Below are 26,990 nucleotides of genomic sequence, written 5' to 3'. Positions count from 1 at the left end.
TCGTCGGACACGGGCATCCACCGGGCGCTGCGGCCCGACCGGGAGTCAGGCGAGTCGGCCTAGACGGCCATTCTGATCTTGAGCGCGGCCGGCTCCACCGTCATGGTCAGGTGCGTTCCGGCGCCCACATGGTCGCCGTCCACTTGGAACTCCTGTTCGTGCTCCAGGGTGATCTCGGCCGATTTTCCCTGGAAATACTCGACGGATTCCGTCTCGCCTTTGCTGCGGCCGAAAATGCCGGCGATCACGCCGAGCCAGCCGAGCCGGCCGCGCGGTGCCAGGATCAGCAGGTCAAGCACGCCGTCGTCGGTTTTTGCCTCGGGGAAGATTTCGACGCCCCCCATGAGGCGGCCGCAGTTGCCGACCATGACGCTGCGGATCCGGCGGCGGACCGGCTCCCCGCCGTCGACGCTGATCCTCGCCCTCACGGGCTTGCCCGGCAGTTTGCGGATGCCGGCCTCAACGTAGGCGAGCCAGCCCATGCGGTCTTTCAGCACGTCCACGGTGTCGGCCATGATGGCGGCGTCATACCCGAGTCCCGCCATCACGAGGAACACCAGTTCGTCTTCCCGGTCCAGGGTTGCCTTGACCACGTCCAGGGACTTTTCGCTGCCGTTCAGGACGTCGAGGCAGGCCGCTACCGGGTCGCTGACGTTGATGCCGAGGTTGCGGGCCAGCAGGTTGCCGGTGCCCAGGGGAACCAGGCCCAGGGGAGTTCCGGTACCCGCGAGGACCTCTGCGACGCAGCGGACCGTACCGTCGCCGCCGGCGGCGATGACGACGTCGACCCCTTCATCCAGCGCCTGGCGGGCCTGCCCGGCGCCCGGGTCTTCGACGGTTGTCTCCAGCCAGAGCGGCTCGGTCCAGCCCTGCGTCTCGCAGAGCCGGTAGATGGCCCCCTGCAGCGCCGCACCGGAGGATTTCATCGGATTGATGATCACGGCGGCGCGCCTGGGCTGTGTTTTGCCATCAAGCGCGGGGTTGTTCTCTGGCATGGCGTCCTTCGGGGGCGGGGAGGCGGGTGTGTCCCGAACTGAAAGCCTAGCCGGACTCCGGCCGTAACCTCAGCACCGCGGGGGCGCGAATCGTGGACGTTCCGTCCGCGGGGTCATTAGACTGGCCATTCTTATGTACTGTGGAGCACGCGGGCACAATCTCACTGCCCGTCCGGACCAGCTGACGGGCCACGCTCCAGGCGCGGAACGCGGGGGAATCATGACCGAACCAGAGAACTACTCGGCCGAGGCCGAGGCATCCAGCATGGATCCCCATGACTGGGGGCGGGCCATGGCCTTGGCGGTCACCCGGCTCGCCTCCCAACTGGCACCCGGGGACAGCGAGGACGCCCATGCCTCGCTCGTGGGCAGGGACCTGCGCCTGCTGATCAGCGACGACCCCGCCGGGGTCAAGATCACCATTTCGACCGGGCCCATCGCGGGCTCCTGACACCTGCCGGCAGGGCCGCCGCCGCTACCGTCCCGAGGACAGGTCCGCCGAGATGAGCTCCGCGGTGGCAACCGTCGCCGCCCGCACTCCCGCCAGGTAGCTTTCCGGATCAGGCTGCGCGCCGACGGTTTGGGCCTGCAGGGAGACGTTGATGGCGGCCACGACCTTCGGCCCGTCATGGACCGGGGCCGCGACGGACATCAGCCCGAGTTCGAGTTCCTGGTTCAGCAGGCACCAGCCCTGCGCGCGGACGGTGTCCAGCTCCGCCAGCAGCGCCTCCCCCGTCCCGAGGGCCCGCGGGGTGAGCGGCCGGATCTCGGCGGCCGCGAGGTAGTCCTGGAGCTGGGCCGGCGGGAGGGCGGCGAGCAGTACCCGCCCCATCGACGTGGCGTACGCCGGGAACCGCGTGCCGACGGTGATGCCGACGGTCATGATCCGCTTGGTCGACACCCGCGCGATGTACGCGATGTCGGTGCCGTCGAGGACGGCCGCCGACGTCGATTCCCCCAGCCGCAGCGCCAGCTCCTCCAGGTGTGGCTGCGCGAGCTGCGGCAGGGACAGCCCGGACAGGTAGGCGTAGCCGAGCTGCAGCACCTTGGCGGTCAGCGCGAAGATCTTTCCGTCGGTGCGGACATAGCCGAGCTCCACGAGGGTGTACAGGAACCGGCGTGCGGTGGCGCGGGTGAGGTCGGTCCGGGCCGCCACCTCCGTAAGCGTCATCTTCGGATGGTCCGTGTCGAACGCCCGGATCACGGCCAGTCCGCGCGCCAGCGACTGCACGTACTGGTCGCTGGCGGCGGGCGCGCCGCCCTTTACTGCCTCAATCATATCCCACCTCATGGTCTCGCACCACTTTATCCGCGCGAACGTACACGTCAGGCCCTGAAACCGCCGTTTTGCGGGCCTGAAGTGTACGTTCGCGCAGCGGGGCGGAAGAGGCCGGCCTGTCAGCTTCCGACGGCGGACGCGGCCTTGAGCGGCACCGGCACCATCGCCTGCAGCTCCGCCAACGTGCAGCCGAAGGTTTCCCGCACCTCGACGCCGTCCGGGCCGGTCAGGAACACTGCCTTGTCCGTGTACACGCGCGTCACACAGCCGATCCCGGTCAGCGGGTACGTGCAGGTCTCCACGAGCTTGGACACGCCTTCACGGGTCAGGAGCGTCATCATCACGAAGACGTCCTTGGCACCGGTGGCGAGGTCCATGGCCCCGCCGACCGCCGGGATCGCGTCCGGGGCGCCGGTGTGCCAGTTGGCCAGGTCGCCGGTGGCGGAGACCTGGAACGCCCCGAGCACGCAGATGTCCAGGTGCCCGCCGCGCATGATCGCGAAGGAGTCCGCGTGGTGGAAGTAGGACGCGCCGGGCAGTTCGGTCACCGGGATCTTGCCGGCGTTGATGAGGTCCCCGTCGATCTGGTCCCCGGTGGCTTCCGGGCCCATGCCCAGCATGCCGTTCTCGGTGTGGAGCGTGATGTTCTGCTCCGGCTCCAGGTAGTTGGAGACCAGGGTGGGCTGGCCGATGCCCAGGTTCACGAAGGAGCCCGGCTTGATGTCCCGCGCGACCAGGCGGGCCAGGTCATCGCGGCCCAGCGGCTTCTCGGAGGTCTGGATGGACGTCTGGGTGCTGCTCATTTCAGGCCACCTTCACAATGCTGTTGACGTAGATTCCGGGGGTCACGATGATCTCCGGGTCGAGGCCGCCCGTGGGGACGATCTCGGCGACCTGGACCACGGTGTGCTTGGCGGCGGCGGCCATGATCGGGCCGAAGTTGCGGGCCGTCTTGCGGTAGACAAGGTTGCCCCTGCCGTCGGCCTTGAGCGCCTTGATCAGGGCGACATCGGCGTGGATGGGGGTCTCGAAGACCTGGCCGCGGCCGTCGATGACCCGGGTCTCCTTGCCCTCGGCGAGCATGGTGCCGTAGCCGGTGGGGGTGAAGAAGCCGCCGATTCCGGCGCCGGCGGCGCGGATGCGCTCGGCCAGGTTGCCCTGCGGGACGAGTTCCAGTTCAATCTCGCCGGCCCGGTACTTTGTGTCGAAGTGCCAGGAATCGGACTGCCGGGGGAAGGAGCAGATCATCTTCCTGACCCGGCCCTCCTTGATGAGCAGCGCGAGGCCCTGGTCGCCCTGGCCGGCGTTGTTGTTAACCACGGTGAGGTCCGTGGCGCCGCAGTCCATCAGGGCGTCGATGAGTTCGAACGGCTGGCCCGCGTTGCCGAACCCGCCGATCATGACGGTGGAGCCGTCCTTGATGCCGGCGACGGCCTCGCCGACGGTGTCTACGAAATTCAACATGCTTTAGCCCTTCTCTGTCTTTGCCGACAGCGCGGCAGTCTTTGCCGTCGGGGCGGCAGCAACGTTTTCGAGCACGACGGCCAGGCCCTGGCCGACGCCGATGCAGATGGCCGCGACGCCCCAGCGCTGGCCGGAGGCCTGCAGGCTGCGGGCCAGGGTGCCGAGGATGCGGCCGCCGGAGGCGCCGAGCGGGTGGCCCATGGCGATGGCGCCGCCGTGCCGGTTCACGATTCCCGGGTCGATGCCCCACGCGGTGATGCACGCCAGGGACTGCGCCGCGAACGCTTCGTTGAGTTCGACGGCGCCGACCTCATCCCAGCCGATGCCGGCCTTGGCGAGGGCCTTGTTCGCGGCCTCCACCGGGGCGTAGCCGAAGAACTGCGGATCGTTGGCGTGCGCGCCGCGGCCGGCGATGCGGGCCAGCGGCTCCATCCCGAGCAGCCCCGCGGCGTTTTCGCTCCCGATCCAGGCGGCGGAGGCGCCGTCGGAGAGCGGGGAGGCGTTGCCGGCGGTGACGGTGCCGTTCCCGGTGCGGAACACAGTCTTGAGCCCGGCGAGCTTTTCGGCCGAGGAGCCGGCGCGGATGCCTTCGTCCCGGACCAGGTCCGTGCCGGGGACCGGCGTGACGAGGGTGTCGTAGAAGCCCTCGTCCCAGGCGGCCGCGGCGAGGTTGTGCGAGTTCGCGGAGAATTCGTCCTGCGCCTCGCGGGTCACGCCGTACTTCTCCCGGAGCCGTTCGGTGGCCTCGCCGAGGGAAATGGTCCAGTCCTGGGGCATGGCCTTGTTGACCAGCCGCCAGCCCAGGGTGGTGGAGGCGAGGTTCAGGTCCCCGGCGGGGTAGGGCTTCTCGGTCTTGGGCAGGACCCAGGGGGCGCGGGACATGGATTCGGCTCCGCCGACCAGCATGAGCTCCGCGTCGCCGGTGTTGATCTGGCGGGACGCGATGATGGCGGCGTCCAGGGAGGAGCCGCAGAGCCGGTTGACCGTGGTGCCGGGGATGGAGACCGGCAGGCCTGCCAGCAGGGTGCCCATCCGGGCGATGTTGCGGTTTTCCTCGCCGGCGCCGTTGGCGTTGCCGAACACGACCTCGTCGATCCGCTCGACGTCGAGCTTCGGGGCGCGCTTGACGGATTCACGGATCACGTGGGCGGCGAGGTCATCCGGGCGGACGGCGGCCAGTCCCGCGCCGAACTTGCCGAAAGGGGTCCTGACTGCGTCATAGATGTAGGCCTGGTTCATTCTGCTCCTCTGATTCTGTGTGTCCCAACTAGCTCGCAGTGAATGTCGTTTTGAGGGCCCAAAACGACATCTACTGCTACCTAGTTGGGTGGGCGGCGGGTTCGTCGATCTGGGCGAAGACCTGCTGGGCGGTCTTGAAGGCGGTGTTGGCGGAGGGGACTCCGCAATAGATGGCGGTCTGGAGCAGGATCTCCTTGATGTCGTCCCTGCTCAGGCCGTTGGTGATGGCCGCGCGGATGTGCATTGCCAGTTCTTCCCAGTGCCCGTTGGCCACCATGGCGGTGATGGTGACGGCGGAGCGCATCTGCCGGGTCAGCCCGGGGCGGGTCCAGATGCCGCCCCAGGCGATCCGGGTGATCATGTCCTGGAAGTCCCCGGTGAAGGCGTCCTTGTTGGCGTTGGCGCGGTCCACGTGGGCGGCGCCGAGCACCTCGCGGCGCACCGCCATGCCGCCGTCGTAGATTTCCTGGCTGGTGGCGTCCGGCTGGACCACACCGTTTCTTTCCGGGCCGGAGAGTCCGGGACCGGGGATGACGGGGCTCACTTTTCGTTTCCCCCGATGAACGTCCGGAGGAGGTCCGCCACGACGCCCGGCGCCTCGAAGGGTGCCAGGTGGGCCACGCCTTCCAGTGCTACCGCGGTGGCGGTGCCGCCGCCGGCGGTGATGCCGGCGGCGATCTCTTCGGCGAACGGCGGCGGCGCGACGGTGTCCTCGACGCCCGCCACGGCCAGCACGGGGACGCGGATGCTGCCGAGTTCGTCCCGGACGTCGTAGCCGGCGAGGGCTTCGCAGCAGTAGGCGTAGCTGAAGCGGTCGGCATCGCGCAGGGAGTGCAGGAGCCGGCTGCTGAGTTCGGGTTCGCGTTCCATGAAGCCGGGGCCGAACCAGCGCTCCGCCGAGCCCTGGATCATCACCGGGGTGCCCTGGGTGCGCACGGTTTCGGCGCGTTCCAGCCAGCCCTCCGGCGTGCCGAGATTCGCTCCGGTGCACTGCACGGACAGGCTCTTGAGCCGTTCGCCGTGTTTGATGCCCAGCTGCAGCCCGGTGGCCCCGCCGAGGGAAACACCGGCGTAGTGGAACCGCGCGCCGGGCGCGATCGAATCGACGAGCCCGATCACGGCGTCGGCCAGCTCCGGGACGTCAAAGGTTTCCGTCGCGGCCGGCGAGATGCCGTGGCCGGGCAGGTCCCAGGCGACGACGTCGAAGTCGCCGCCGAGCAGGGCGCCGGCCCGGGCCCACAGCAGTGAGGACGTCCCGAGGGACGGTCCCACCACCAGGAGGGGCTTGTCGCCGAGAGGGCGCTCGGGCGAAAGCAGTAGTGCCTTGATCGTTGGTCTAGCCACGGGAGGCTCCGTTCAGGTCGGGATTCAGTGAGGGTCCGGCGTCGGCGCGGGCAGCTGGGCCGCGGGCATAGTCCGGGTAGGCCGCGAGGATGCGGCGGGAGATTTCGGCGGCCTGGCCCAGGTAGCCGGCCGGGTCCAGCAGCTCCTCGAGGCGGGTATCGGGGAGCTGCTCCGCGGGCACGGCCGCACGGAGCAGCCGCCGGTAGGTGGCTGCCTGCCCGGCGGCGGGGGCCTGGAGTGTCTGCTCCACGATGGCCTGCAGCTGCTGCTTGCCGGTCAGGCCCGCGCTGTCCGCGGCGAGCAGCGGCGCCACTGCGGCGGACACTCCCTCGCTGAGCAGCAAGGGCCCGGACAGGTCCAGGTTGCGGCGCATGGCCGCCGGGAAGAGCTGCAGCCCCTCGGCGAGCTCCGTAAGCTGCCCGGCGGCGCCGAGGGCCAGCCGGAGCAGCTGGCGGAGGGCCGGCCACTCGGTGTGCCAGGCACCGTCGGGGCGTTCGTCGTTGAAATTGGCGGCGGCAAGGTGCAGCTGGGCGGCCAGGGCGGGTGCCTGGAGCGCTGCGCTGCGGACCAGCACGGAGAGGACCGGGTTCTGTTTCTGCGGCATGGCCGAGGAAACGCCCCGTCCCGCGGCGCGTGGCTCCGCAAGCTCCGCCACTTCCGGACGGCTCAGGAACAGGACGTCGCCGGCGATTTTGCCCAGCGCATCCGTCACCGCGGCCAGGGCGTCACCCAGGGCGGTGACGGCCAGCCGGTTGGTGTGCCACGGCCCCGGCGTGGCAGCCAGCCCCAGTGCGGCGGCGAGGCGGTCCGCAAGGTCGAAGGGGGTCACGGCTGAGCCGTCGGTCAGCGCGGTGCCAGCTGCCAGCGTTCCGGCCGCACCGCCGGTCTGGACCGGCAGCTCCAGTGCTTCAAGCCGGCGCGCCGCGGCGGCGACGCCGTGGAACCACTGGGCTGCCTTGAGCCCGAAGGTGAAGGGCAGCGAGTGCTGGGTCAGGCTACGGCCCACGCACAGCGTGCCGGAGTGCTGTTCGGCGAGGGCTGCCAGCGCCGCCGTCGTCCGCTTCAGGTCGCCCAGGAGCGCCGGGAGGGCGTTGCGGGCCAGCAGCATGAGCGCGGTGTCGAGCACGTCCTGGCTGGTCAGCGAGGTGTGCACCGCTTTCACCGCCCCCACGTCGTCCGTGTCCAGGGCTTTGACCTGGGCGCGGAGGTCGGCCAGCAGCGGGATCACCGGGTTGGCGCCGCCCTGCGCGCGGACGGCGATGCCGGCGGCGTCGTAGCGGTCCACCTGCGCGGCGGCTGCCACCACCGCGGCGGAGCCGGCCGGGGCCAGTCCGGCGTTTTCCAGGACGGCGGCCCAGGCGGCCTCGACGGCGAGGATCGCCCCGAGCACCGCCCCGTCCCCGGTCAGCGCCGCCACGAGGGGCGACGCCGACACGGGGCTGAGCAGGCCAACGTCGCCGTGCAGTCCAATATCGCGGTGCAGGCCGGCGTCGCCGCCGGAGCGGTGCGGATCAGTCACTGCGCGGCGCCCCCGGCATCCGATCCTTCAAAATCCAGGAAGACGGTTTCGCCCTCGCCCTGGAGCCGGATGTCCCAGGTGAGGCCGCCGTCGGCGTCCCGGCGCGCGATCAGGGTCCGGCGGCGTTCCGGCTCGAGGGAGCGCAGCAGCGGGTCGGCGGCCAGGGCGTCCTCGTTTTCCGGCAGGTAGACCCGGGTGAAGAGCCGGTTCATCAGGCCGCGGGCGAAAACCACCACCGAGATGAAGGGCGCCGCACCGGCCTTGGTGGGCCCGGGGTTCACCGTGGTGAAGGTGTACACGCCGGTGTGGCCGACGGCGCTGCGGCCGAAGCCGGTGAAGGTGTAGCCGTCCCGCACAAGGGATCCCGTGCGGTGGGGGACATTGCCCTCGGCGTCCGCCTGCCAGATTTCCAGGATCGCGTCCGGGATGGGGTGGCCGGCGCCGTCGTACACGGTGCCCTGGAGCCGGATGGAGTCCGGGGTGCCGGGGGCCAGCAGCTCGCGGTCCTTGTTGTAGGGCAGGGCGTAGCCGTAGAAGGGTCCTACGGTCTGGCCGGGGGTTGGCGTCAGTCTGGTGGGGGTGGGGTTACTCATGGTCATCTCCGTCTGCTCCCAGAGCCTCGTTTTCGGTCCAGGTCCGCTTGGAGCCGGTCAGGACGATGTTCCAGTTGTATGCCAGGGCCCATTCGGGCGTGGTCTGCTCGTGGTTGTAGGTGGCCACGAGCCGGTCCCGCGCGTCCTGGTCCAGGATCGACTGGTAGATCGGGTCCAGCGGGAAGAGCTGGTCACCGGGGAAGTACATCTGGGTGATGATCCGCTGCGTGAATTCCTGCCCGAACAGCGAGAAGTGGATGTGGGCCGGGCGCCAGGCGTTGAGGTGGTTCTTCCACGGGTAGGCGCCGGGCTTGATGGTGGTGAAGCTGTAGGAGCCGTCGGCGCCCGTGATGCAGCGGCCGACGCCGGTGAAGTTGGGGTCGATCGGTGCCGGGTGCTGGTCGCGCTTGTGGATGTAGCGCCCGGAGGAGTTGGCCTGCCAGATCTCGACGAGTTGGCCGGCGACGGGGCGGCCGTCGCCGTCGAGCACGCGGCCGGAGACGATGATGCGTTCGCCGAGCGGTTCGCCGTTGTGCGCGATGGTGAGGTCCGATTCGAGGGCGTGGACGTCCATGTGCCCGAACGCCGGCGAGTACATTTCGATGGTCTCCGGGTCGGCGTGGTGCAGGTCCTTGGTCGGGTGGCGCAGGACGCTGCTGCGGTAGGGGGCGTAGTCCAGCCGGGGCTGGGTTTCCGCCGCGGCGCCGTTCCTGAGCGCCTGGGCGTAGGCCTCGCCGATGGCCTTCATCTCGGCGCTGAGGTCCGCCTGCGACTCCGCGGCGGCATCCAGGGCAGGGACAGCACTGGCGTGGGTCGTGGGTGCGGCTTCCGTGGCGTCGTCCGAGACGTCTTCGGTGATCGGGTCGGCGTTGAAAATGTCGATGGTGACTTCTTCAGGCACAGCAGCCTCCTTTCATTTCGGTGGTGGTTCGGCTTGGGTCAGATGGTGAGTTTGAGCTGGTGCAGGTGGTCGTACTGGACGGCGTGGCGCACCGGGGCGTTGGGTGCGCCGTAGCCGTCGTAGGCCCCGCGGCGTTCAACCATTTCGAAGAACACGCTGCCCACGGTGGCGGTATAGAAGTGCAGGAACTCGCCGTCGGCGTCGCGGTCATAGAGCAGGTTGAGCTCGCGGAGGGTGGCCAGGAAGTCCGGATCCAGCCCGAACCTCGCGTCCAGGTCCTCGTAGTAGTTGGCCGGGATCCGGAGGAAGTCCAGGCCGCGGTCCCGCGCGGCGCGGGCCGTGGCCACGAGGTCGTCCACCGCGAAGGCAATATGTTCCTGGTACGTCCTGCGCTGGCCGGTTCCGTCTGCGGGGCCCGCGCTGTGCTGGAGGAGCGGGGCCAGGTTCAGGACGAGGCGGACGCCCCGGTCCTCGGTGAGCATCACCTGGGACCGGACCAGCCCGGTGGGGCTGGCGACCTCCGCGTACGGCTGCGGCTCCAGGGCCAGGGCGCTCGTGTAGAAGAGCACGGCCTCGTCAAAGTGCTGCCAGGGCTGGGCCAGGTTCACGTGGTCGATCACGGCGCCATGGCCCGGGGTGGCGCCTGCGGCGGGCGCGACTTCCAGTCCTTCACCGAATTCGCGGGTCCACGCGGCGGTGCCGTCGGGGCTGCCCTGGCACAGGAAGATCTCGGTGGAGTCCGGGGCGGCGAAGCCCTGGAAGATTTCCTCGTCGGCCTGGCTCTTGCGCGGCACGGCCGGAGCCTTGAGCTGCTGGGCCCGCGCGGCGGCAATCACCGGGGAATCGACGTCGAAGCCCAGGGCGGAAATGGCCGGCGCGATGGCGGTGCCAGGGTTTACGGTGCCGGTTCCGGAGGCGGAGGCCCCCTCGGCAGTGCCATCGGCAGCCGGGGGCTGTTCGTTGATGATCACGCGCGCGTGGCCCATGGTCCACAATTGCACATTCTTGGTCCGGTGGCGGCCGTTGAACGCGAACCCCAGCTGGCCCAGCAGGGTTTCCAGGCTGGCGGTGTCCGCCGCCCTGACCTCTGCGAAGTTGAAGCCGGCGGGTTCTGCCACCTGCGGCAGGGTGGCCAGTTCCATCGGGTAGCGACGGCGGCCGGCGGCCCTGGTGGCCCCGCCGGATCCGTCGCTTCCGCCTCGTCCGGCACCTTCAGCGGCCGGGACGGGGTTTGCGTCGAGCCACTTGGCGGTTTGCTCTTCAAGCCAGATCAGGGAGCGCATCGCGTCCACGGCGGTGCGCTCGACATCGGACTGCCGGAAGACGTCGTTGAAGACTTCCAGCGACACCGGACCGGTGTAGCCGGCCCGGACGACGTGGCCCATGAACTTGGCGAGGTCGAACTGCCCTTCGCCCGGGAAGACCCGGTAGTGCCTGCTCCAGGAGAGCACGTCCAGGGAGAGTTTGGGGGCGTCGGCAACCTGGACGAAGAAGATCTTCTTAGGGTCGAAGCCCTCGATCGGGGCGGTGTCCGCGTCCCGGGAAAGGATGTGGAACGAGTCCAGGCAGGTGCCCAGGCTCGGGTGGTCCACCATGTCCACCAGGCGGTGGGCGTGCCCGTAGTCGTTGACGTACTTGCCCCAGGCGAGGGCCTCGTACGCCACCTTCATGCCGTGGTCCCCGGCGAGGGCGGCGAGCCGGGCGAGCTGGGAGGCGCGGAGCTCGTCGTCGTCGATGGCTGCGGTGGCCACGTTGGAGCAGACGAGGATGGTATCCAGGCCCAGGCGGGACATCAGCTTGAACTTGGCCCCGGCCCGGCGCAGGTTGGCGGCGAGGAGGTCCTCGGGAACGCTGTCGAAGTCGCGGAACGGCTGGTAGAGGTCCAGGGTGAGGCCCAGGTCGGCGGCCATCTTCCGGACGTCTTCCGGGCTCAGGGGGGACGTGACGAGGTCCTGCTCGAAGATTTCGATCCCGTCGAAGCCGGCGATGGCGCAGGCCTGCATCTTTTCCCGCAGGGTGCCGGAGAGGCAGACGGTGGCGATTCCGGTACGCATCAGGCGGCCACCTCTTCCGCGGCCACGAGTTCCAGGAAGTGCGCGCGCATGCGGTCCGCGTCGGCCTCGAGCCCCGTGAAGATCCGGAAGGCGTCGGCTGCCTGGCCCACCGCCATGCGGCCGCCGTCCAGCACGGCACACCCCTTGGCCCGGGCTTCGCGGACGAGCTCGGTTTCGATCGGCCGGTACACGATGTCCGCCACCCAGTGCCGGGACTCCACGAGGGACATGTCCAGAGGGACGCCGGGATGGGCGGCCATGCCCACCGGGGTGCAGTGCACGAGGCCGTCAGCCAGCGGCATCAGCCGCGGCAGCTCCGCCGTCGTCCGCGCCGTGACCGTGCTGGCCGGGAAGAATCCGGCAAGTTCGGCCGCGCGCGCCGCGCAGCGTGCGGCGTCGGTGTCCACCAGGTCCAGTTCGCGGACGCCGGCGGTGAGCAGGGCGTAGGCGACGGCGGAACCGGCACCCCCGGCTCCGAGCTGGACCACCCGGTCCAGCCTCGCGCCGGGCAGGCCCGAGGCCAGGGCGGCGGCGAACCCGGAGAAGTCCGTGTTGTGGCCGACAAAGCGGCCGTCCCGGATGATCACGGTATTGACCGCTCCGAGCCGCCGGGCGTCGGACGAGACCTCGTCCAGGTGTTCCAGGACCAGTTGCTTGCAGGGGTGGGTGATGTTCAGGCCGTTGAAGCCGAGCCGCCGTGCCGCGGTCAGGAGCTCCCCGACGGACCGGCCGGGCAGCCCGAGTTCAAGGAGGTCGATGGGGCGGTAGAGGTACCGCAGGCCCTGCACATCGCCTTCGCGTTCGTGCATGTAGGGCGTAAGCGACGGCATGACACCGTCACCCACCAGTCCCACGAGGAAGGACTCTGCTCGATTGCTCATCCGTGTAGCTCCTTTGACAATGGCACGCGGCGGGCGGGGACGCGCTCGGCGTCGCCGGCGGGCCGGGTGATGGGGATTACAGTACCGCAAATGTTCACATGTTGCACTGTTGTTCTTATGGCGAACAATTCAGAACGACGGCGGCCGCGGCCCTTCGGCTCCCGGATGGGGGCCTCCGGCTCCCGGACGCCGGCCGCGGCCGGGGCGGTTTTCATCGCTGGGGAAGCCTGGCCGACAGCTCGGCCGCGGCGGATTGAAGCAGCGGAACGAGGGCCACGAGGGCCTCCATGCCCATCCGGAAGACCGGAACGGCAGTGGCCAGCGACGCGAAGGCGTGGCCCTGGGAGTCGAAGACCGGGACGGCGACGGCGCGCATGCCCAGCTCGTTTTCCTCGTCCATCGTGGCGTAGCCGCGGCGCCGGACCAGCTCGATCTCGGCCCGGAAGGCGTCCCGGTCCGTGATGGAGAACTCGGTCAGCGGCTCCAGCTCCAGCCCGTCGACAAGCCGGGTGCGGGCGGCGTCGTCAGCGAAGGCCACGAGCGCCTTGCCCACCGATGTGGTGTGCAGCGCGCCCAGATGCCCGGGGTCGCTCGTGACCCGGAAGGTCTGGGGGCCATCGACCTTGTTCACGGTCAGATGGTGGTCGCCGTCGCGCACGGACAGGATGGTGGCCTCACCGGTCTCGTCCGTGACACGCCGCAGGACGGGCAGGGCGGTGCCGGCGAAACCATGATGGTTGGAGACACGCTGGCCCAGCTGGAACACGCGCAGGCCCAGGCGGTAGCGGCGGCCGTCCGGCTCGTAGTCCACGAAGCCGTCCCGCGTCAGGGAGCCGAGCAGGCGGTAGGTGGTACTGAACGGCAGCTCGGCGCGGCGGGAGAGCTCGGCCGCGCTGGCGCCGCGCGGCTCATCCCCCAGCAGGACCAGCAGGCCCAGGGCCTTCCCCACCATGTCCGTCCGGGAGTCTTCCTTGACCCCCTTGGCTGCCATGGCTGTCGTGCCGGCATTTGCCTCGCGGGCGGGGCCCGCGGGGGGCGGGGCGGCGCCGTCGAGGTCTGTGTCTTGATTCACACTCATGCCCCTATATTGCCACATCGTGAGAGCTATTTCTAGATGGTGATTATTTTTCTTGACAAGTGACAACACTCACAGTCATTATTGCTATATCGCACAAGTAGCTTCCACCATGTGGCTACTGGTCCGGGTCTTTTCAACGGGCCTCCGGCCGCCGCAGACTTAGAGGAACGGCAGCTGGGTAACTCCTGATCCATCCGCGACACCGTCGTCACAGCAAAGGAACACCATGAGCCAGACACTTCCGTCCGCGAGCCCGGGCACCGCTGCACCGGCCGGGACGCCGAAGAAGGCAGCCCTCGCCAGCTTCCTGGGCAGCGCCGTCGAATATTACGACTTCTTCATTTTCGGCTCCGCAGCCGCCCTGATCTTCCCCAAGGTCTTCTTCCCCGACGCCGACGCCAACGCCGCCATCATGTCCTTCGCAACCTTCGGCTTCGCCTATGTGGCCCGCCCCGTCGGTGCCGTCATCCTGGGCCACTTCGGCGACCGCGTCGGCCGGCGGAAGGTCCTCATGTTCACGCTGCTGCTGATGGGCGCCTCGACCTTCATCATCGGCTGCCTGCCTGACTTCAAGACCGTCGGCTGGTGGGCCCCCGTCCTGCTGGTGCTGGCGCGCCTGTGCCAGGGTCTCTCCGCGGCCGGCGAGCAGGCCGGCGCCTCCTCGATGACCCTCGAGCATGCCCCGGACAACCGCCGTTCCTTCTTCACCTCCTGGACCCTGACGGGCACGCAGGGCGGCCAGATCCTCGCCGCCCTCGTCTTCATCCCCGTCCTGGCCCTGCCGGATGAGATCAAGTACGGCATCGGCTGGCGCATCCCGTTCTGGCTCAGCGCCGTCGTGGTCCTGGTGGCGTTCTTCATCCGCCGCACCCTGCACGAGCCGCCGGCTTTCGAGGAAGCCCAGAAGACCGCACAGATCGCCAAGCTCCCCGTCGCGGAGCTCCTCAAGCACCACTGGCGCGATGTCCTCCGCGTGATCGCCTGTGCCTTCATCGCCGCCGTCTCCACCGTGTTCGGAACGCTGGCCATCAGCTACGCAAAGACCGTCGCCGGCGTGGACGGCACCACCACGCTGTGGCTCGTCGTCGGAGCCAACCTCGTCGCACTCGGCACCCAGCCGCTCTTCGGCAAGCTCGCGGACAGGATCGGCCGCAAGCCGGTCTTCATCTACGGGGCGCTGTCCAGCGCGATCCTGACGCCTGTGTTCCTGCTGAGCCTGGAGTCCGGCAGCGTCCCGCTGATGTTCCTCGCCGCCATCGGCTTCTTCTCCTTCGGCTACGCCGCTTCCAACGCCGTCTGGCCTTCCTTCTACGCCGAGATGTTCAGCACCAAGGTCCGCTTTTCCGGCCTGGCGATAGGCACCCAGCTCGGCTTCCTGATGGCCGGGTTCGCACCTGCCATCGTGGCGGCCATGGGCGGCATCAAGCCCGGCGGCTGGGTCCAGATCAGCATCTTCACCGCGGTCATCTGCGTCATCGCTGCCATCTCGGCGCTGACCGCCAGGGAAACGTACAAGGTTCCCACCAAGGAACTCGGCCTGCGCTGAGGTTCCGTGGCACGACGTACGACGGCGGTCCGTCCCTTCCCGGGGCGGGCCGCCGTCGGCGTAGGCGGGCGGTTACCGGCGGCCGGCTTCCAGGACCTCGGCGAGATCGTAGCTGACCGGCTCTTCGAGCTGTTCATAGGTGCACGTCCGCGGATCGCGGTCCGGGCGCCAGCGGACGAACTGTGCCGTGTGCCGGAACCGTTCGCCTTCCATATGGTCATATTTCACCTCGACCACGCGCTCGGGGCGGAGCGGCGTGAAGGACAGGTCCTTGCCGCCGCTCCACCGGCTGCCCTCGGCATTGCGCGGTGTCCTGGTCCCTTCCTCCTGCCGGGCCGACGCCCACGGATGATCCTCGAAGCCGGTGGCGAGCGGCCGGAGTTCCTCAAAAAGTTCCTTGCGGCGCTGCATCGGAAAAGCGCCCACGACCCCCACGTTGGTGAGCGATCCGTCGCCGTCGTAGAGGCCCAGCAGGAGCGAGCCGATCCGGTCCGGCCCGCTCGTGTGCACCCGGTAGCCGGCGAGGACACAATCGGCGGTGCGTTCATGCTTGATCTTGAACATCGCACGTTTGTCCGGCTGGTACCCGCCGTCCAGCGGCTTGGCCACGATCCCGTCCAGGCCCGCGCCTTCGAACCGGCGGAACCACTGCCCGGCGGTCTCCCGGTCACGGGTCGCGGCCGTCAGATGGATTGGCGCCGTGCTGTCAGCGAGCACCCGTTCCAGCGCCGCCCGCCGCTCGGTGAACGGCCGTGCGGTGAAGTCCTCCTCATCCAGCGCCAGCAGGTCGAACGCGACGAACCGTGCCGGAGTCTGTTCGGCCAGCAGCCTGACCCTGCTCGCGGCGGGGTGGATCCGTTGCTGGAGCGCATCGAAGTCCAGCCGGTCCCCGGATGCCCCGACCAGGATGATCTCGCCGTCGACCACGCAGCGCGGCGGCAGATTCGCCTTCAGCGCCGCGACCAGCTCGGGGAAGTACCGGGTCAGCGGCTTGCCGTTGCGGCTGCCGATCTCCACTTCCTCGCCGTCGCGGAAGATGATGGACCGGAAGCCGTCCCACTTCGGTTCGAAACTCACCGGCCCTTCGGGCAACGCATCCACGGCCTTCGCGAGCATCGGCGCAATCGGGGGCATCAGCGGCAGTCGCATAGTGCCCATTCTTGCCCCACGCCCGCCTTCCGCCAACCCCCCGCCCGGTAACAGTGCCGGCGCGCAGAACTAACCCACCGCTTACCGGGCCGAAACGCGGCGGCAACATCGGCGCGCCACACTGGAGGTGCCGGCAAACAGCAGGCACAAGCTCCAGTCCAGGAGGCCCCGCCATGTTGAAGGAAGCCAAAGCCCATGTAACCCGTGTCCGGGCCCTCGACCAGCTGCACCGCGGCGACGAGATCGAGGCCCGCCTGAAGGTAGGACCGGACTACGACGACGTCGTGATCCGCCGCGGCTGCGTCCAGGAGACCGCCCCGGGAATCGGCGTCATCTGGATCATGGACCGCCAGTCGGGCTCGCGGAAGGCGATCAACGCGGACGAGTGCACGCTCTGGCGGGTCGCCTGAAGCGTCAGCCGCCGGCCACGGACTGGAGGATCAGGACCTCCTGGCCGGGTGCCACCTCAGTCGCCAGGCCCTGGAGCCGCCGGATCTCATTCCCGCTGACGTATATATTCACGTAGCGGCGGATCGTGCCGGTCTCGTCCCGCAATCGCCTCGAGAGCGCCGGGTAGTCCCCGGCCAGCGAGTCCAGCAGCCATTGAACCGTCACCGTCCCGTCCGCGGGTGCAGTCAGGCTCGACTGCCCGCCGGCGAGCGGCTGGAGGACGCTGGGCAGCAGCACGCTTATCTCCGACGCCACGGCAGCTCACGGCCTCGATGGGACGCCGGCGAGCAGGTCTGCGGGGACGGACGCTGCCCGCACGCACAGCACGTCGGGCAGGTGCGAGGCCAGCTCCGTGAAGTGTTCGCCCTCGTCGTCGCTGGCGTAGACGCTGCCGCCGCGCGTTCCGAAGTAGACGCCGGCGGGCTCGGCGGAGTCGACACAGGCGGCATCGCGGAGCACCGCGTTGTACTCGGCTTCCGGGAGCCCGGTGTGGAGCCGCTTCCAGTTCCCGCCGGCGTCGTCGGTCCGGTGGACGGCCAGCTTGCCGTCCGGCGGGATCCGTTCGCTGTCGGCTTTCAACGGGATCACCCAGGCGGTGCCCGCCCGGCGCGGGTGCGTCAGCATGACAAAGCCGAAGTCCGCGGGCAGCCCCTCGGCGATCGACTGCCAGTTCTCGGCGTCGTCATCGCTGCGGTAGACGCCGTGATGGTTCTGGGCGTACAGACGGCCGTCGACGGCGGCGTCCGCGGCGATCTTGTGGACGCACTGGCCGAATTCGGGGTTGGGATCGGGCATGAAGTAGGCGGAAATCCCCTTATTGCGCGGCTCCCAGGAGGCCCCGCCGTCGAGCGAGCGGTAAACCCCGCCGGTGCTCATGGCGACGTGCACCTTCTCACCGCTCGGGTCGATGACGATCGAGTGGGCGGCGGCACCGCCGTAGCCGGCGCCCCATTCCTTGCGGTGCGGATGGTCCCAGAGCCCCCGGTTGAGCTCGAAGTGCTCACCGCCGTCGGTTGATTTCCAGACCGAGATCGGCTCGCAGCCGGCCCAGACGACTCCCGGCCGGGCTTCCGAGTCGGGATGGATCTGCCAGACACGCTCCAGCGCCGCCTCGGCGTCTTCGGGGAACCGGATGGCGCCCTGCTCGGGCTCGTCCCACGTTGCGCCCAGGTCATCGGAGTGGAAGACCGTGGGTCCCCAGTGCTCGGAGCGGACTCCCACCAGGATCCGGGTGCGTCCGTCGCGGCTGTCAATGCCGATGCTGGGGATTTCGCTCATCAGGAAATGCGGGCCGGAAAGGGACCAGTCCTTGCGGTCCGGACTTGTTGCCAGCCAGAGCCCCTTTTTGGTTCCGATCGCCAGGACATAACTCTCTGCGGTAGCCATGCCCTCCATGCAACCACCACCGAAGGATGGCCGCAATGCATTTTGGGCTGCTTGTTTCCGCCGAGCGGAGGCAGCGCCCCGGACGGGGCGGGGAGTCAGTCGACGAATTCGGACTGCGTCTCGATGAAGTCCCAGTCCGCCTCGGTCAGCACCCCCGCCACATCGTCCTGGCCGGGTCCACCGGCCGCCGCGATGCTCTGCACCACCTCCACTGGCAACTCGGTGGCACGCAGGTTTTCCCGCAGCCACTCCTTGCACGCCAGATCCAGATCCAGCCACCACATGAAGATTTCCACGGCGGTCACCCTTTCCTCGTTCTTCAACGTTATGCCCCGCGCCGGGGGTGTTCAATAGCCACCTTTGCGTGGCAAGTCCGGAAGTCCGGGGAGTAATCCCTGTTCAGGCCGGCGCCCAGGGGAAAGAATTGAGTATGTCTTCAGCGCGCAGCAGCGGCCCGGCTCCCCTGGTAGTGGGCGTGCATCCCGGCCAGCACCCCGAGGTCCTCGAAACCGCGGCGTCGCTGGCCAGGAGCCTCGCCGTCCCGGTTATTTGTGCCTACGTCGACGAGGCAAGCTACCTCGTGGAGTGGGATCCGGCACGCTCCGCCCACCGGCTTTCCCTGCACCCGGACACCGACGACGACGAGATCCGGGCGGCGGCCCAGGGGCTGCGGTCCACGATCGAGGCGGCCCTCGCCGGCCAGGGGGTCGACTGGTCCCTGCGTACCCTCGCCGGGGATCCCGCCCGGGCGATCGGCAGGCTCGCTGCCGAATCCGGGGCGGCAATGATCATCGTCGGGACACCCGAACGCGGGCTGGGCCACCGCATCTCCGCGGCGCTCAACGGCTCCGTGGCCGCCTGGCTGAGCCATCATCAGGACCATCCGGTCCTGATCGTTCCGGCACGGTCTCCGGACCGGACTCCGGACGGCCCGGCGCGGGGCGGGTGAGGCGGCGCGTGAACCGGCGGCGAACGGCACAGGAAAATAAAGTGAAAGTACTTACCCGGGGTGCTGGCTTTCTTCCGGCACCGACCAGTAAGCTTGTTTCTGTGGGCAAGGACGCCCACCCCATAGTTGCTCCGGAGTGCGTATCCCCCAATAACGCACTCCGGAGTTTTTTAATGTCCGGACCGTGGGGAACGTGTGATAGCCGCGGAGGCAGTTGCTGGATACCCCTAGGGGGTATATGCTGTTCTCATGGACGAGCCCGAATTTCCCCTCATCGCTGCTGAGGATACAGAAACGCAGCAGCACGGCTATTCCGCCAACAAGGAGGCCTACCTTCGCCGGCTCAAGCGGATTGAAGGCCAGGTGCGCGGCATTGCCCGGATGGTCGATGAGGACAAGTACTGCATCGACATCCTCACCCAGGTCGCCGCCGTCACCAAGGCCCTGCACGCCGTCAGCCTGGGACTCGTGGAAGAACACATCGGCCACTGCGTGCTCGGTGCTGCCTCCGAGCCGGACCCGGATCTTCGGGCTGAAGCGATTGACTTCAAGGTCAAAGAGGCCACCGATGCCATCGGCCGCCTGCTGCGGTAGCGGCAACACCACCCACCCGCCATCGGGCTGATAAACCACCATCAGTCCCCCACAAGGAGCAAGCCATGAGCACAGTTTCCACCACCGTCAACGTTTCCGGCATGACCTGCGGCCACTGCGTGTCCTCGGTGAGCGAGGAACTCGAGGCCCTCGCCGGCGTCGAAAAGATCGACGTCGACCTCAACGCCGGCGGCATCTCCACGGTCACGATCACCTCGGACACGGCACTGTCCTCGTCCGAAATCGGCGAGGCGATCGCCGAGGCGGGCTACCTGGTGGTCGCCAACGAAGCATGAGCACCGGCGCCCCGTCATCAGCCCGCACGCCGCCGGGACAGAGCAGAAAAGGACAGGAAGGCACCGTGAGCAGCACCGTGGATAGAGATCAGCTGCTGGACCAGCCGGGAACCCGGGTGATCGAACTCGACATCCAGGGCATGACCTGCGCCTCGTGCGTCAGCCGCGTCGAACGCAAGCTCGGAAAGCTCGACGGCGTGGCAGCCTCGGTCAACCTCCCGCTGGAATCCGCCCAGGTCACCGTCCCCGCGGGCGTCACCGACGAGCAGATCACCGCGACGGTGGCCGCCGCAGGCTACCAGGCAACAGTCCGCCGGGCTCCGGTGTACACGAGCCCTACCGCGCTTGACCACAGCGTCGACGGTGCCGGCATGCGGCAGCATGCGTCTAAGCTGGGGCCACGCCGGCAGGGTTCCCTGGCCGAGCTTGCGAGGCTAGGGGGCCGGTGGGGAGGAACGAGCGAGCATGCAGAGCATGGCGGACCGGCGGCGCACCCAGCCAGCCGCTTGCGCCCGCGGCTGGTCCTCGCGGCCGTCCTGAGCGTTCCGGTGCTGCTGATCTCGATGTTCCCGGCGTTCCAGTTCGCCAACTGGGGCTGGGTTGCGGGGGCCCTGGCGCTGCCGGTCGTCACGTGGTCGGCATGGCCGTTCCACCGGGCGGCGGCCCTGAATGCCCGGCATTTCGCCTCCACCATGGACACGCTGGTATCCATCGGCGTGACTGCGGCGTACGTTTTTTCGGCCTGGCAGCTGCTGGCAGACCCGTTGCTGACGGCTTCGCCCGACATGGAAACGCGCTCCGAAGGGCTCTACTTCGAAACCGCCGCTGTCGTGAGCACGTTCCTGCTGCTGGGCCGCTACCTCGAGGCCCGCGCCAAACGGGCGGCCGGCGATGCCCTCAAGGCCCTGCTGAACCTCGGCGCCAAGGATGCCACCATCCTGCGGGACGGCCACGAACACCAGATCCGCGCCGACCAGCTGGGCGTGGGCGATGTCATCGTGGTCCGCCCCGGCGAGAAGATCGCGGCCGACGGCGTCGTCATTGACGGCTCCTCCGCCGTCGATGCCTCCCTCGTGACCGGCGAATCGGTGCCGGTGGACGTCGGTCCGGACAGCCCTGTCACAGGCGCCACCATCAACACCTCCGGCCGCCTCCTGGTCCGCGCCACGCGCGTGGGCTCCGAGACCACCCTGGCCCAGATGGGCCGGCTCGTCTCCCAGGCCCAGACCGGGAAGGCTCCGATCGCCCGCCTCGCGGACCGCATCAGCGCCGTGTTCGTGCCGGTCGTCCTGCTCATCGCCGCCCTCACCTTCGCCGCCTGGCTCCTCCTGTCCGGACCGGTGATCAGCGACGCCGGACTCCGCGCCGCCTTCACGGCCGCCGTCGCCGTGCTGGTCATTGCCTGCCCCTGCGCCCTGGGACTGGCCACTCCCGTCGGACTCCTCACCGGAACCGGCCGGGGCGCGCAGCTGGGCATCCTGATCAAGGGCCCGCAGGTCCTGGAGGACACCCGGACGGTGGACACCATCCTGCTGGACAAGACCGGTACGGTCACCACCGGCCACCTCGCGGTCGACGGCACCCAGGCCTTCGCCGGCTTCAACGGGACCGGGGTCCTGCGCCTCGCCGGGGCGGTGGAGGCCGCCTCCGAGCACCCCATTGCCCGCGCAATCGCCGCCGCTGCACGTTCTGCTGAAAGCCGGAACAGCGGCGCCGGAAGGCTTCCCGCCGTCGAGTTCTTCCGTTCCGCCCCCGGCGGCGGCGTCACCGGAACCGTCGAAGGGCGGGTCGTCACGGCGGGCCGCACCGGCTGGCTGCGGGAGAACAGCGTCGCCTTCACGGCGGCGCAGCAGCTCGCCCTCCGCACGGCGGAGGAATCAGGGGCCAGCGCCATCTGGGTCGCCGTGGACGGCCAGGCCGCGGGCCTCATCAGCCTGCGGGACACCGTCAAGCCCGGCTCGGCCGCCGCGGTCGCCCGGCTCCGGCAGCTCGGGCTCCGTCCGATCCTGCTGACCGGCGACAACGCCGCCTTGGCCGCCCGGGTGGCCGCCGCCGTCGGGATCAGCCCCGAGGATGTGTACGCGGGCGTGCTGCCGGAGGGCAAGGTCGAGGCCGTGCGGAAGCTGCAGGCCGGGGGTGCCACCGTGGCCATGGCCGGGGACGGCGTGAACGATGCTGCGGCGCTGGCGCAGGCGGACCTGGGCATCGCCATGGGCTCGGGCACGGATGTGGCCATCGAGGCGGCCGACCTGACCGTCATGGGCAACGACCTCGGGCAGGTGGCGCAGGCCATTGAACTGTCCCGCCGGACCCTCGCCACGATCAAGACCAACCTGTTCTGGGCTTTCTTCTACAACGCGGTCGGCATTCCGGTGGCGGCCCTGGGCCTGCTCAATCCGATGATCGCGGGAGCGGCGATGGCCGCGAGCTCCGTGCTCGTGGTGGCCAATTCACTGCGGCTGCGCGGCTTCGGCAAATAGTGGCTACCGTGACGGGGCACCCGGCCCCAGACCCCAGGCGGTGCGTGGATGGGCGGTTCAGGCGGTACCAAAGCGGACGGCGGCCTTGGCACGCGCCTTGGCCGCCTCTTCCGCCCGGTCCTTGGCCGGGGCATGCGCTTCCAGCGAATCCAGCAGGTGCGCGGTGGCGTGCGCGATCTCGTGGACGGCCCGGTTGAAGGCTTCCTCGTTGGCTTTGGACGGCTTCGTGCTGCCGCTGATCTTGCGCACGTACTGCAGCGCGGCGGCCTCCACCTCAGCCGTGGTCGCGTGGGGCTCAAAGTTATGCAGGGTCCGGATGTTGCGGCACATATCACCATGTTAATCTCCGGAAGGCCTGGGATCGAGGCCGGCGGCCGCGGTCGCTGGAACCGCCGGCAGAGGGCACCGCAGCTTAGGGAACGGGTTCGACGTCGTTCGCGCGGGCCAGCGCCGCCGGCGGCAGAACCCCGTCGGGCCGGGGGACTGCGCCGGGCCGGGATGCCGCGCGGAGCTCGTCCACGCGGACCAGCACCACCCCGCCCACGATAAGGAGCCCGCCGAGGAGCTGGATGGGGCCGGGAAGCTCCCCCAGCAGCAGCCAGGCCCAGATTACGGCAAACAGCACCTCGGTCAGCGAGACGAAAGACGCCACCTTCGAGCCGAGGGCCCGCGCGGCGACAATGCCGGAGACATAGGCCAGGACGGTCGCCATGACCACCAGCCCCGCCAGGGGCATCCACCACGGAGTGATCCAGGGCCCAAGCTTCGTGTCGGAGGTGCTGAACGCCATCGGCAGCAGGCCCGTCGCCGCGGCCAGCCACATCACGACCGCGCCCACCATCAGCCCGCCGGAGGCCAGGACGATCGGCGGGAGGGTGTCGTTCTCCTTGGCGGTGATGAAGAAATAAATGGCCAGGCAGACGGCGGCCGCGATCCCCCACAGGACGCCGATGAGGTCGATCTTCACGGCCCCCGTGAGGTCCAGGACCAGGACCAGCCCGCCGAGGGACAGCAGCGTGCCGGCGATGGTCAGCGGCCGCGGCCGTTTCCGGCTGGCCGCCCAGAGCCAGAGCACGATGATGACGGGTGCCAGGTACTCGAGCAGGAGGGCGACACCGACAGACAGGCGGGACACGGCGTTGAAGTAGAACAGCTGGCAGGCGGCGACCCCGATGAGGCCGAAGAGCAGGACGGTGAGCCAGTTGTCCCTGAGCTGGTGCCAGCGTCCGCGCAGCGCCGGGATGGCCGGGATCGCCAGGATCAGCGCGGCTCCGGTGAGCCGGGCCGTGACCGCGGCACCGGGCGTCCAGCCTGTCTCCAGCAGCGCTTTGGCGAACGAGCCGGAAAGGCCGAACACCGCCGAGGAGAAGAGGGCCACACCCAGGCCCGAGGCCATGAAGCCTGAAGCCAGGCCGGTTGTTCCAGGACCCTGCCCGGCGGGGGCAGTGACCGGTGCGTCGGCGGGGCGGCGTGCGGCAGACACGGGCTGTCTCCTGTCAGGAGTAAAGTGGGGTTATGGTCATGACAGTACGCCGGGTACAGGTAAGGAGTCAAGATGGTTTTTGCCCCTGACACGGAAATTGCCCTGCGTTCGGTGGTCAACCTCATCAACAGCGCGGCCAACGGTGAGGAGCAACTGTCTACCCCCGGGGATCTGGACCGCTTCCTGGCGGCCGAGGGATTCACCGGTTCCCGGACCCGGGACGCGGCCGAGCTGGCCAGCGTCCACCGGCTCCGCAGCCGGCTCGCCGCGCTCTGGCTCGCCGATGAGGACACCGCCGTGGAGACCGTCAACCGGCTGCTCAGCGAGGCGCGGGCGCTCCCCCAACTGGTCAAACACGATCAATGGGACTGGCATCTGCACGCAACCACGCCGGACGCGCCCCTGGCGGACCGGATGAGCACCGAGGCCGCCATGGCCCTGGTTGACGTGATCCGCAGCAAGGAGATGGACCGGCTGCTGGTGTGCGCCGCCGAGGACTGCGACGCCGTCGTACTGGATCTGAGCCGGAACCGTTCCAAACGCTATTGCGACACGGGAAACTGCGCCAACCGGGCACACGTGGCCGCGTACCGGGCGCGGAAGGCCGCGTCCTAAGGAGCGGACGCCGTCCCGGCGTTCCTAGCCGAGGTCGTCGCGGGGCGCGTCCGGAGCCCCGGAAGCGCCGGGCCCGGGCCGGGTGGAGCCGCCGTGGCCCGTTGAGGGCTTTTTCGAGCTCAGGTTGACGCCGGAGCCCTTGCCGAGGTGCTCGGGGTTGTCCTTGTGGCTCATCGAGAGCATGGCGAGTACCACGAGGATCACGATGAAGGCGATGCCTCCGCCGATGAAGGCCAGGTCAAAACGGGGCGAGCGGGCACTCCCGCCCGAGGCGAAGATCAGGACGCCGACGAAAGCCACCACGCCCCAGAACGCGGAGAACATGAGCGGTCCCTTGACCGAGGTCCGCAGGCCGCGCGGTTCTCCGGATTTCTGCTGTGCCAGGGTACTGTCCTCCTGCCGCCAACGCCCGGCAGGCGTGGCGGGTCTGTTACCGCAATCGTTCTACGCAAGGTAGAACCTGTCGGTACTAGTTTACGGCCTCCGCCGAATTGCCCTGTGCATCGTGCCGCAGCGTCAGGCCTGCCAGTCCCCACAGCACTCCGCTGATGATGGCCCCGCCGCCGGCAACACCGAGCAGCGCGTGGGGGCCCAGGCCGGTGAAGAACGGCAATGCGGCGGCCGTGCCGAGCCCGATCACGCCGGAGGCGATCCAGTCGCGTGCCAGCACGGAGCGGCCGCGGCCGGTGATGCCGAGGTACAGCTCCGCGACCCCCGCGAGGCTCAGGCCCAGGGCCGCGATGGTCCCGAAAACGAGCCCGCCGGAAATCAGGGCGACTGCCGCGCCGGTTCCGGCCAGAACGGCACCGGCCGCGGAAACGATCTTGCCGGCGGGCGCCCCTGTCCGGAATCCGGCCTTCTGCACGCTCCAGATCAGCACCACACCGGTCGCCAACAGGTAGGCCCCGCCGGCCCAGCCCATTCCGGCCACGGACGGCGCACCCCAGAACACGGTCAGCGCGCCAAACACGAGCGCGACGGCGGCCCGGACGAGCACCGGCTTCCAGAGGTCCACGGCGGCGGGCAATGCGGTGGACGCGTCAGGGGCTGCGGGGAGAGTCACCCGTCCAGTTTAGTGCGAAGCGGATCCACTCCGCGCCGGATGAGCCGGCGCGCCAGCGGGAACGCCTCAATGGGAACCTCAAGGGGAACAACTCAGTGCGAACCGAGCACCATCCAGCGGTCCGTCCGCGCGCGGAGCCCGAGCGTGAGGGCCCGGGCGAGCATGTAGCCGAGCGAGAACGCGGCCCACAGCCAGAGCAGCGCCGCGCCGCCGCCGGCCCCGGACAGCCGGACGGCCAGCAGCAGCGGCAGGTAGGCGGCGAGATTGACGACGCCGGCGATCGCCAGGTACCGCGCGTCACCGGCGCCGATCAGGACCCCGTCGAGGACGAAGACGTAGCCGGCGATCGGCTGGCCGGCGGCAAGCACCCACAGGGCGAGCGTCAGGGCGGCCCGGACGTCGGCGTCGGAGGTGAAGAGCAACCCGGCCCACGGCGCCACCGCGGCGAGCAGGACGCCGGTCACGGCACCGAACCCGAGGCCCCAGCGGGTCATGGTGCGCGTCAGTTCGCGGGCCGCGCCGGCGTGCGCGGCGCCGAGCTCCTTGCCGATCAGCGCCTGGGCCGCAATCGCGAGGGCGTCCAGGGCGAACGCGAGGAAGGTGAAGATGGTCATCGCAAGCTGGTGGGCGGCCAGGTTGACGGGGCCCTGGGCGGTGGCCATGAGGACCGTGGCGAGGATCGCGATGCGCAGGCTGAGCGTGCGCAGCATGAGCCAGGAGCCGACCCTGGTCATGGCCCGGATGCCGCGCCAGTCGGGGAGCAGGGAGACCCCGTGGTGGCGGGCATGGCTCCGGACCATCAGCACGTACACGCCCGCCATGGCCCACTGGGCGATGCTGGTGCCGACGGCGGAGCCGGTGACGGACCAGTGCAGCCCGTAGACGAGGACCAGGTTCAGCAGGATGTTCAGGGTGAAGCCGGCGCCGGCCACGGCCAGCGGGGTCCGGGTGTCCTGGAGCCCCCGCAGCACGCCGGTCCCGGCGAAGATGAGCAGCATCGCCACGAGGCCTGGCATGGACCAGCGCAGGTAGTCCACCGCGAATGTCCGCACCTCGCCGCGCGCGCCCATCAGGTCCAGGAGCGGTTCCGCGGCGAGGAACCCCGCCACGGCCAGGACGGTGCCCAGCACGAGCGCCAGCCAGACGCCGTCGCGCCCGGCCGCGAGGGCCCTGGGGAGCTGGCCGTGGCCGACCGCCCGCGCCACGGCCGGGGTGGTCGCGTAGGCCAGGAAGACCATGAGCCCGACCCCCGTGTGCAGTACAGCGGACGCCAGCCCGACGCCGGCCAGCTCGGCCACGCCAAGATGGCCCACGATGGCCGAGTCCGCGAGCAGGAACAGCGGCTCGGCGATCAGGGCGCCGAAGGCCGGCACGGCGAGGCTCAGGATGTCCCGCCGGTGCCCGGCGGCCGGCGGCTTTGCGGCCGCTGCGGGCGTTGCTGGCGGCGGCGCTGCGGGCGGCGGCGGAGAGGGATGCACGGATCCACCCTAACGGGAAATGCGCCACATCCCACCCCGATTAGTTGACATTTCAACAAAATATCGGAAGACTAGGAGTTGAAGCTGCAACCTTAAGGCTGTACACCGACGCCCAGGGCAGCGCCCCTCCCCCAATTCCAGAAAAGGCACCTCA

30 protein-coding genes are annotated in these 26,990 nt (G+C 69.3%); 8 read left to right on the top strand and 22 right to left on the bottom strand.

The features are described 5' to 3' along the window. Positions 1–59: 59 nt before the first annotated feature. A complete protein-coding gene (locus J9611_RS02270; RefSeq protein WP_211877369.1) occupies positions 60–995 on the bottom strand; it encodes a diacylglycerol/lipid kinase family protein in 936 nt (311 codons plus the stop codon). A gap of 220 nt (positions 996–1,215) precedes the next feature. Here J9611_RS02270 and J9611_RS02265 point away from each other — a divergent pair, with 220 nt between their 5' ends. Beyond that, a complete protein-coding gene (locus J9611_RS02265) occupies positions 1,216–1,446 on the top strand; it encodes a hypothetical protein (protein ID WP_211877368.1) in 231 nt (76 codons plus the stop codon). Between the two features lie 24 nt (positions 1,447–1,470). On the opposite strand, the gene J9611_RS02260 is transcribed toward J9611_RS02265, so the two are convergent. From J9611_RS02260 to J9611_RS02205, 12 genes are all read right to left on the bottom strand, one after another. Continuing rightward, positions 1,471–2,274: an IclR family transcriptional regulator domain-containing protein gene (locus J9611_RS02260; RefSeq protein WP_211877367.1), complete on the bottom strand. Its 804-nt coding sequence runs from the start codon at positions 2,272–2,274 to the stop codon at positions 1,471–1,473. A 119-nt stretch (positions 2,275–2,393) separates the two neighbouring features. Continuing rightward, the gene (locus J9611_RS02255) at positions 2,394–3,077 is read right to left on the bottom strand and encodes a 3-oxoacid CoA-transferase subunit B (RefSeq protein ID WP_211877365.1); all 684 of its coding nucleotides are present in this window, start codon (positions 3,075–3,077) and stop codon (positions 2,394–2,396) included. A gap of 1 nt (position 3,078) precedes the next feature. Beyond that, entirely contained in the window at positions 3,079–3,738 is a 660-nt protein-coding gene (locus J9611_RS02250) for a 3-oxoacid CoA-transferase subunit A (protein WP_211877362.1), read from the bottom strand. A 3-nt stretch (positions 3,739–3,741) separates the two neighbouring features. After that, positions 3,742–4,977: a thiolase family protein gene (locus J9611_RS02245; protein WP_211877360.1), complete on the bottom strand. Its 1,236-nt coding sequence runs from the start codon at positions 4,975–4,977 to the stop codon at positions 3,742–3,744. Between the two features lie 76 nt (positions 4,978–5,053). Further along, a complete protein-coding gene (pcaC, locus tag J9611_RS02240; RefSeq protein ID WP_307856998.1) occupies positions 5,054–5,521 on the bottom strand; it encodes a 4-carboxymuconolactone decarboxylase in 468 nt (155 codons plus the stop codon). After that, on the bottom strand, positions 5,518–6,321 hold the full coding sequence (locus J9611_RS02235; protein ID WP_211877352.1) for an alpha/beta fold hydrolase: 804 nt from the start codon (positions 6,319–6,321) through the stop codon (positions 5,518–5,520). The genes pcaC and J9611_RS02235 overlap by 4 nt, the downstream gene beginning before the upstream one ends. Next, complete coding sequence (locus J9611_RS02230) at positions 6,314–7,786, bottom strand: lyase family protein (RefSeq protein ID WP_211877432.1); 1,473 nt, start codon at positions 7,784–7,786, stop codon at positions 6,314–6,316. Before J9611_RS02230 ends, J9611_RS02235 begins: the two co-directional genes overlap by 8 nt. Positions 7,787–7,836: 50 nt before the next feature. Then, a complete protein-coding gene (gene pcaG / locus J9611_RS02225) occupies positions 7,837–8,433 on the bottom strand; it encodes a protocatechuate 3,4-dioxygenase subunit alpha (protein WP_211877351.1) in 597 nt (198 codons plus the stop codon). Next, positions 8,426–9,334 carry a protocatechuate 3,4-dioxygenase subunit beta gene (gene pcaH / locus J9611_RS02220; RefSeq protein ID WP_211877350.1) on the bottom strand — a complete coding sequence of 303 codons (909 nt, stop codon included), beginning with the start codon at positions 9,332–9,334 and terminating at the stop codon, positions 8,426–8,428. Before pcaH ends, pcaG begins: the two co-directional genes overlap by 8 nt. Before the next feature lie 38 nt (positions 9,335–9,372). Next, on the bottom strand, positions 9,373–11,388 hold the full coding sequence (locus J9611_RS02215; protein WP_211877349.1) for a bifunctional sugar phosphate isomerase/epimerase/4-hydroxyphenylpyruvate dioxygenase family protein: 2,016 nt from the start codon (positions 11,386–11,388) through the stop codon (positions 9,373–9,375). Further along, the gene (locus J9611_RS02210; RefSeq protein WP_211877348.1) at positions 11,388–12,269 is read right to left on the bottom strand and encodes a shikimate dehydrogenase; all 882 of its coding nucleotides are present in this window, start codon (positions 12,267–12,269) and stop codon (positions 11,388–11,390) included. The genes J9611_RS02215 and J9611_RS02210 overlap by 1 nt, the downstream gene beginning before the upstream one ends. A 211-nt stretch (positions 12,270–12,480) precedes the next feature. Then, on the bottom strand, positions 12,481–13,347 hold the full coding sequence (locus J9611_RS02205) for an IclR family transcriptional regulator (RefSeq protein WP_211877347.1): 867 nt from the start codon (positions 13,345–13,347) through the stop codon (positions 12,481–12,483). Positions 13,348–13,573: 226 nt separating this feature from the next. Between J9611_RS02205 and J9611_RS02200 the strand changes: the two genes are divergently transcribed. Continuing rightward, positions 13,574–14,893: an MFS transporter gene (locus tag J9611_RS02200; RefSeq protein ID WP_211877346.1), complete on the top strand. Its 1,320-nt coding sequence runs from the start codon at positions 13,574–13,576 to the stop codon at positions 14,891–14,893. A 72-nt stretch (positions 14,894–14,965) separates the two neighbouring features. Here J9611_RS02200 and J9611_RS02195 read toward each other — a convergent pair whose 3' ends face one another. Beyond that, complete coding sequence (locus tag J9611_RS02195; protein ID WP_211877345.1) at positions 14,966–16,042, bottom strand: ATP-dependent DNA ligase; 1,077 nt, start codon at positions 16,040–16,042, stop codon at positions 14,966–14,968. A gap of 173 nt (positions 16,043–16,215) precedes the next feature. Here J9611_RS02195 and J9611_RS02190 point away from each other — a divergent pair, with 173 nt between their 5' ends. Beyond that, positions 16,216–16,452, top strand: a complete 237-nt coding sequence (locus J9611_RS02190) for a hypothetical protein (protein WP_211877344.1) — start codon at positions 16,216–16,218, stop codon at positions 16,450–16,452. A gap of 4 nt (positions 16,453–16,456) precedes the next feature. Here the strand turns inward: J9611_RS02190 and J9611_RS02185 are convergent, their stop codons facing one another. The 3 genes from J9611_RS02185 to J9611_RS02175 form a co-directional block, all read right to left on the bottom strand. Further along, entirely contained in the window at positions 16,457–16,729 is a 273-nt protein-coding gene (locus J9611_RS02185) for a MoaD/ThiS family protein (RefSeq protein WP_211877343.1), read from the bottom strand. A gap of 24 nt (positions 16,730–16,753) precedes the next feature. Further along, positions 16,754–17,887, bottom strand: coding sequence for a WD40/YVTN/BNR-like repeat-containing protein (locus J9611_RS02180; protein ID WP_211877342.1), 1,134 nt, complete (start codon positions 17,885–17,887; stop codon positions 16,754–16,756). An 86-nt stretch (positions 17,888–17,973) separates the two neighbouring features. After that, complete coding sequence (locus J9611_RS02175) at positions 17,974–18,174, bottom strand: hypothetical protein (protein WP_211877341.1); 201 nt, start codon at positions 18,172–18,174, stop codon at positions 17,974–17,976. Between the two features lie 134 nt (positions 18,175–18,308). On the opposite strand from J9611_RS02175, the gene J9611_RS02170 reads away from it, so the two are divergent. The 4 genes from J9611_RS02170 to J9611_RS02155 all read left to right on the top strand — a co-directional run bounded on the left by J9611_RS02170 (position 18,309) and on the right by J9611_RS02155 (position 22,197). Next, positions 18,309–18,827, top strand: coding sequence for a universal stress protein (locus J9611_RS02170; protein WP_211877340.1), 519 nt, complete (start codon positions 18,309–18,311; stop codon positions 18,825–18,827). 249 nt (positions 18,828–19,076) lie between these two features. Next, positions 19,077–19,421 carry a metal-sensitive transcriptional regulator gene (locus J9611_RS02165; RefSeq protein ID WP_211877339.1) on the top strand — a complete coding sequence of 115 codons (345 nt, stop codon included), beginning with the start codon at positions 19,077–19,079 and terminating at the stop codon, positions 19,419–19,421. A 65-nt stretch (positions 19,422–19,486) separates the two neighbouring features. Further along, the gene (locus tag J9611_RS02160; RefSeq protein WP_211877338.1) at positions 19,487–19,717 is read left to right on the top strand and encodes a heavy-metal-associated domain-containing protein; all 231 of its coding nucleotides are present in this window, start codon (positions 19,487–19,489) and stop codon (positions 19,715–19,717) included. Between the two features lie 140 nt (positions 19,718–19,857). Then, positions 19,858–22,197 carry a heavy metal translocating P-type ATPase gene (locus tag J9611_RS02155; RefSeq protein ID WP_246527266.1) on the top strand — a complete coding sequence of 780 codons (2,340 nt, stop codon included), beginning with the start codon at positions 19,858–19,860 and terminating at the stop codon, positions 22,195–22,197. Between the two features lie 57 nt (positions 22,198–22,254). On the opposite strand, the gene J9611_RS02150 is transcribed toward J9611_RS02155, so the two are convergent. Both J9611_RS02150 and J9611_RS02145 read right to left on the bottom strand, forming a co-directional pair. After that, positions 22,255–22,527 (bottom strand): DUF2277 domain-containing protein, encoded by a 273-nt coding sequence (locus J9611_RS02150; RefSeq protein ID WP_211877333.1) that lies wholly within the window; start codon positions 22,525–22,527, stop codon positions 22,255–22,257. Between the two features lie 82 nt (positions 22,528–22,609). After that, entirely contained in the window at positions 22,610–23,593 is a 984-nt protein-coding gene (locus J9611_RS02145; RefSeq protein ID WP_211877430.1) for an EamA family transporter, read from the bottom strand. 159 nt (positions 23,594–23,752) lie between these two features. Between J9611_RS02145 and J9611_RS02140 the strand changes: the two genes are divergently transcribed. After that, the gene (locus J9611_RS02140) at positions 23,753–24,295 is read left to right on the top strand and encodes a CGNR zinc finger domain-containing protein (RefSeq protein ID WP_211877326.1); all 543 of its coding nucleotides are present in this window, start codon (positions 23,753–23,755) and stop codon (positions 24,293–24,295) included. 24 nt (positions 24,296–24,319) lie between these two features. Here the strand turns inward: J9611_RS02140 and J9611_RS02135 are convergent, their stop codons facing one another. The 3 genes from J9611_RS02135 to J9611_RS02125 all read right to left on the bottom strand — a co-directional run bounded on the left by J9611_RS02135 (position 24,320) and on the right by J9611_RS02125 (position 26,731). After that, positions 24,320–24,679 (bottom strand): hypothetical protein, encoded by a 360-nt coding sequence (locus tag J9611_RS02135; RefSeq protein ID WP_211877429.1) that lies wholly within the window; start codon positions 24,677–24,679, stop codon positions 24,320–24,322. Positions 24,680–24,764: 85 nt separating this feature from the next. Continuing rightward, a complete protein-coding gene (locus J9611_RS02130; RefSeq protein WP_211877324.1) occupies positions 24,765–25,358 on the bottom strand; it encodes a hypothetical protein in 594 nt (197 codons plus the stop codon). Positions 25,359–25,450: 92 nt separating this feature from the next. Further along, entirely contained in the window at positions 25,451–26,731 is a 1,281-nt protein-coding gene (locus tag J9611_RS02125; RefSeq protein ID WP_211877428.1) for an MATE family efflux transporter, read from the bottom strand. Between the last annotated feature and the right edge of the window lie 259 nt (positions 26,732–26,990).

The sequence above is a fragment of the Pseudarthrobacter albicanus genome (assembly GCF_018224015.1).
In the GTDB taxonomy this organism is placed as follows: domain Bacteria; phylum Actinomycetota; class Actinomycetes; order Actinomycetales; family Micrococcaceae; genus Arthrobacter; species Arthrobacter albicanus.
This window is presented reverse-complemented; position numbering and strand designations above follow the sequence as displayed.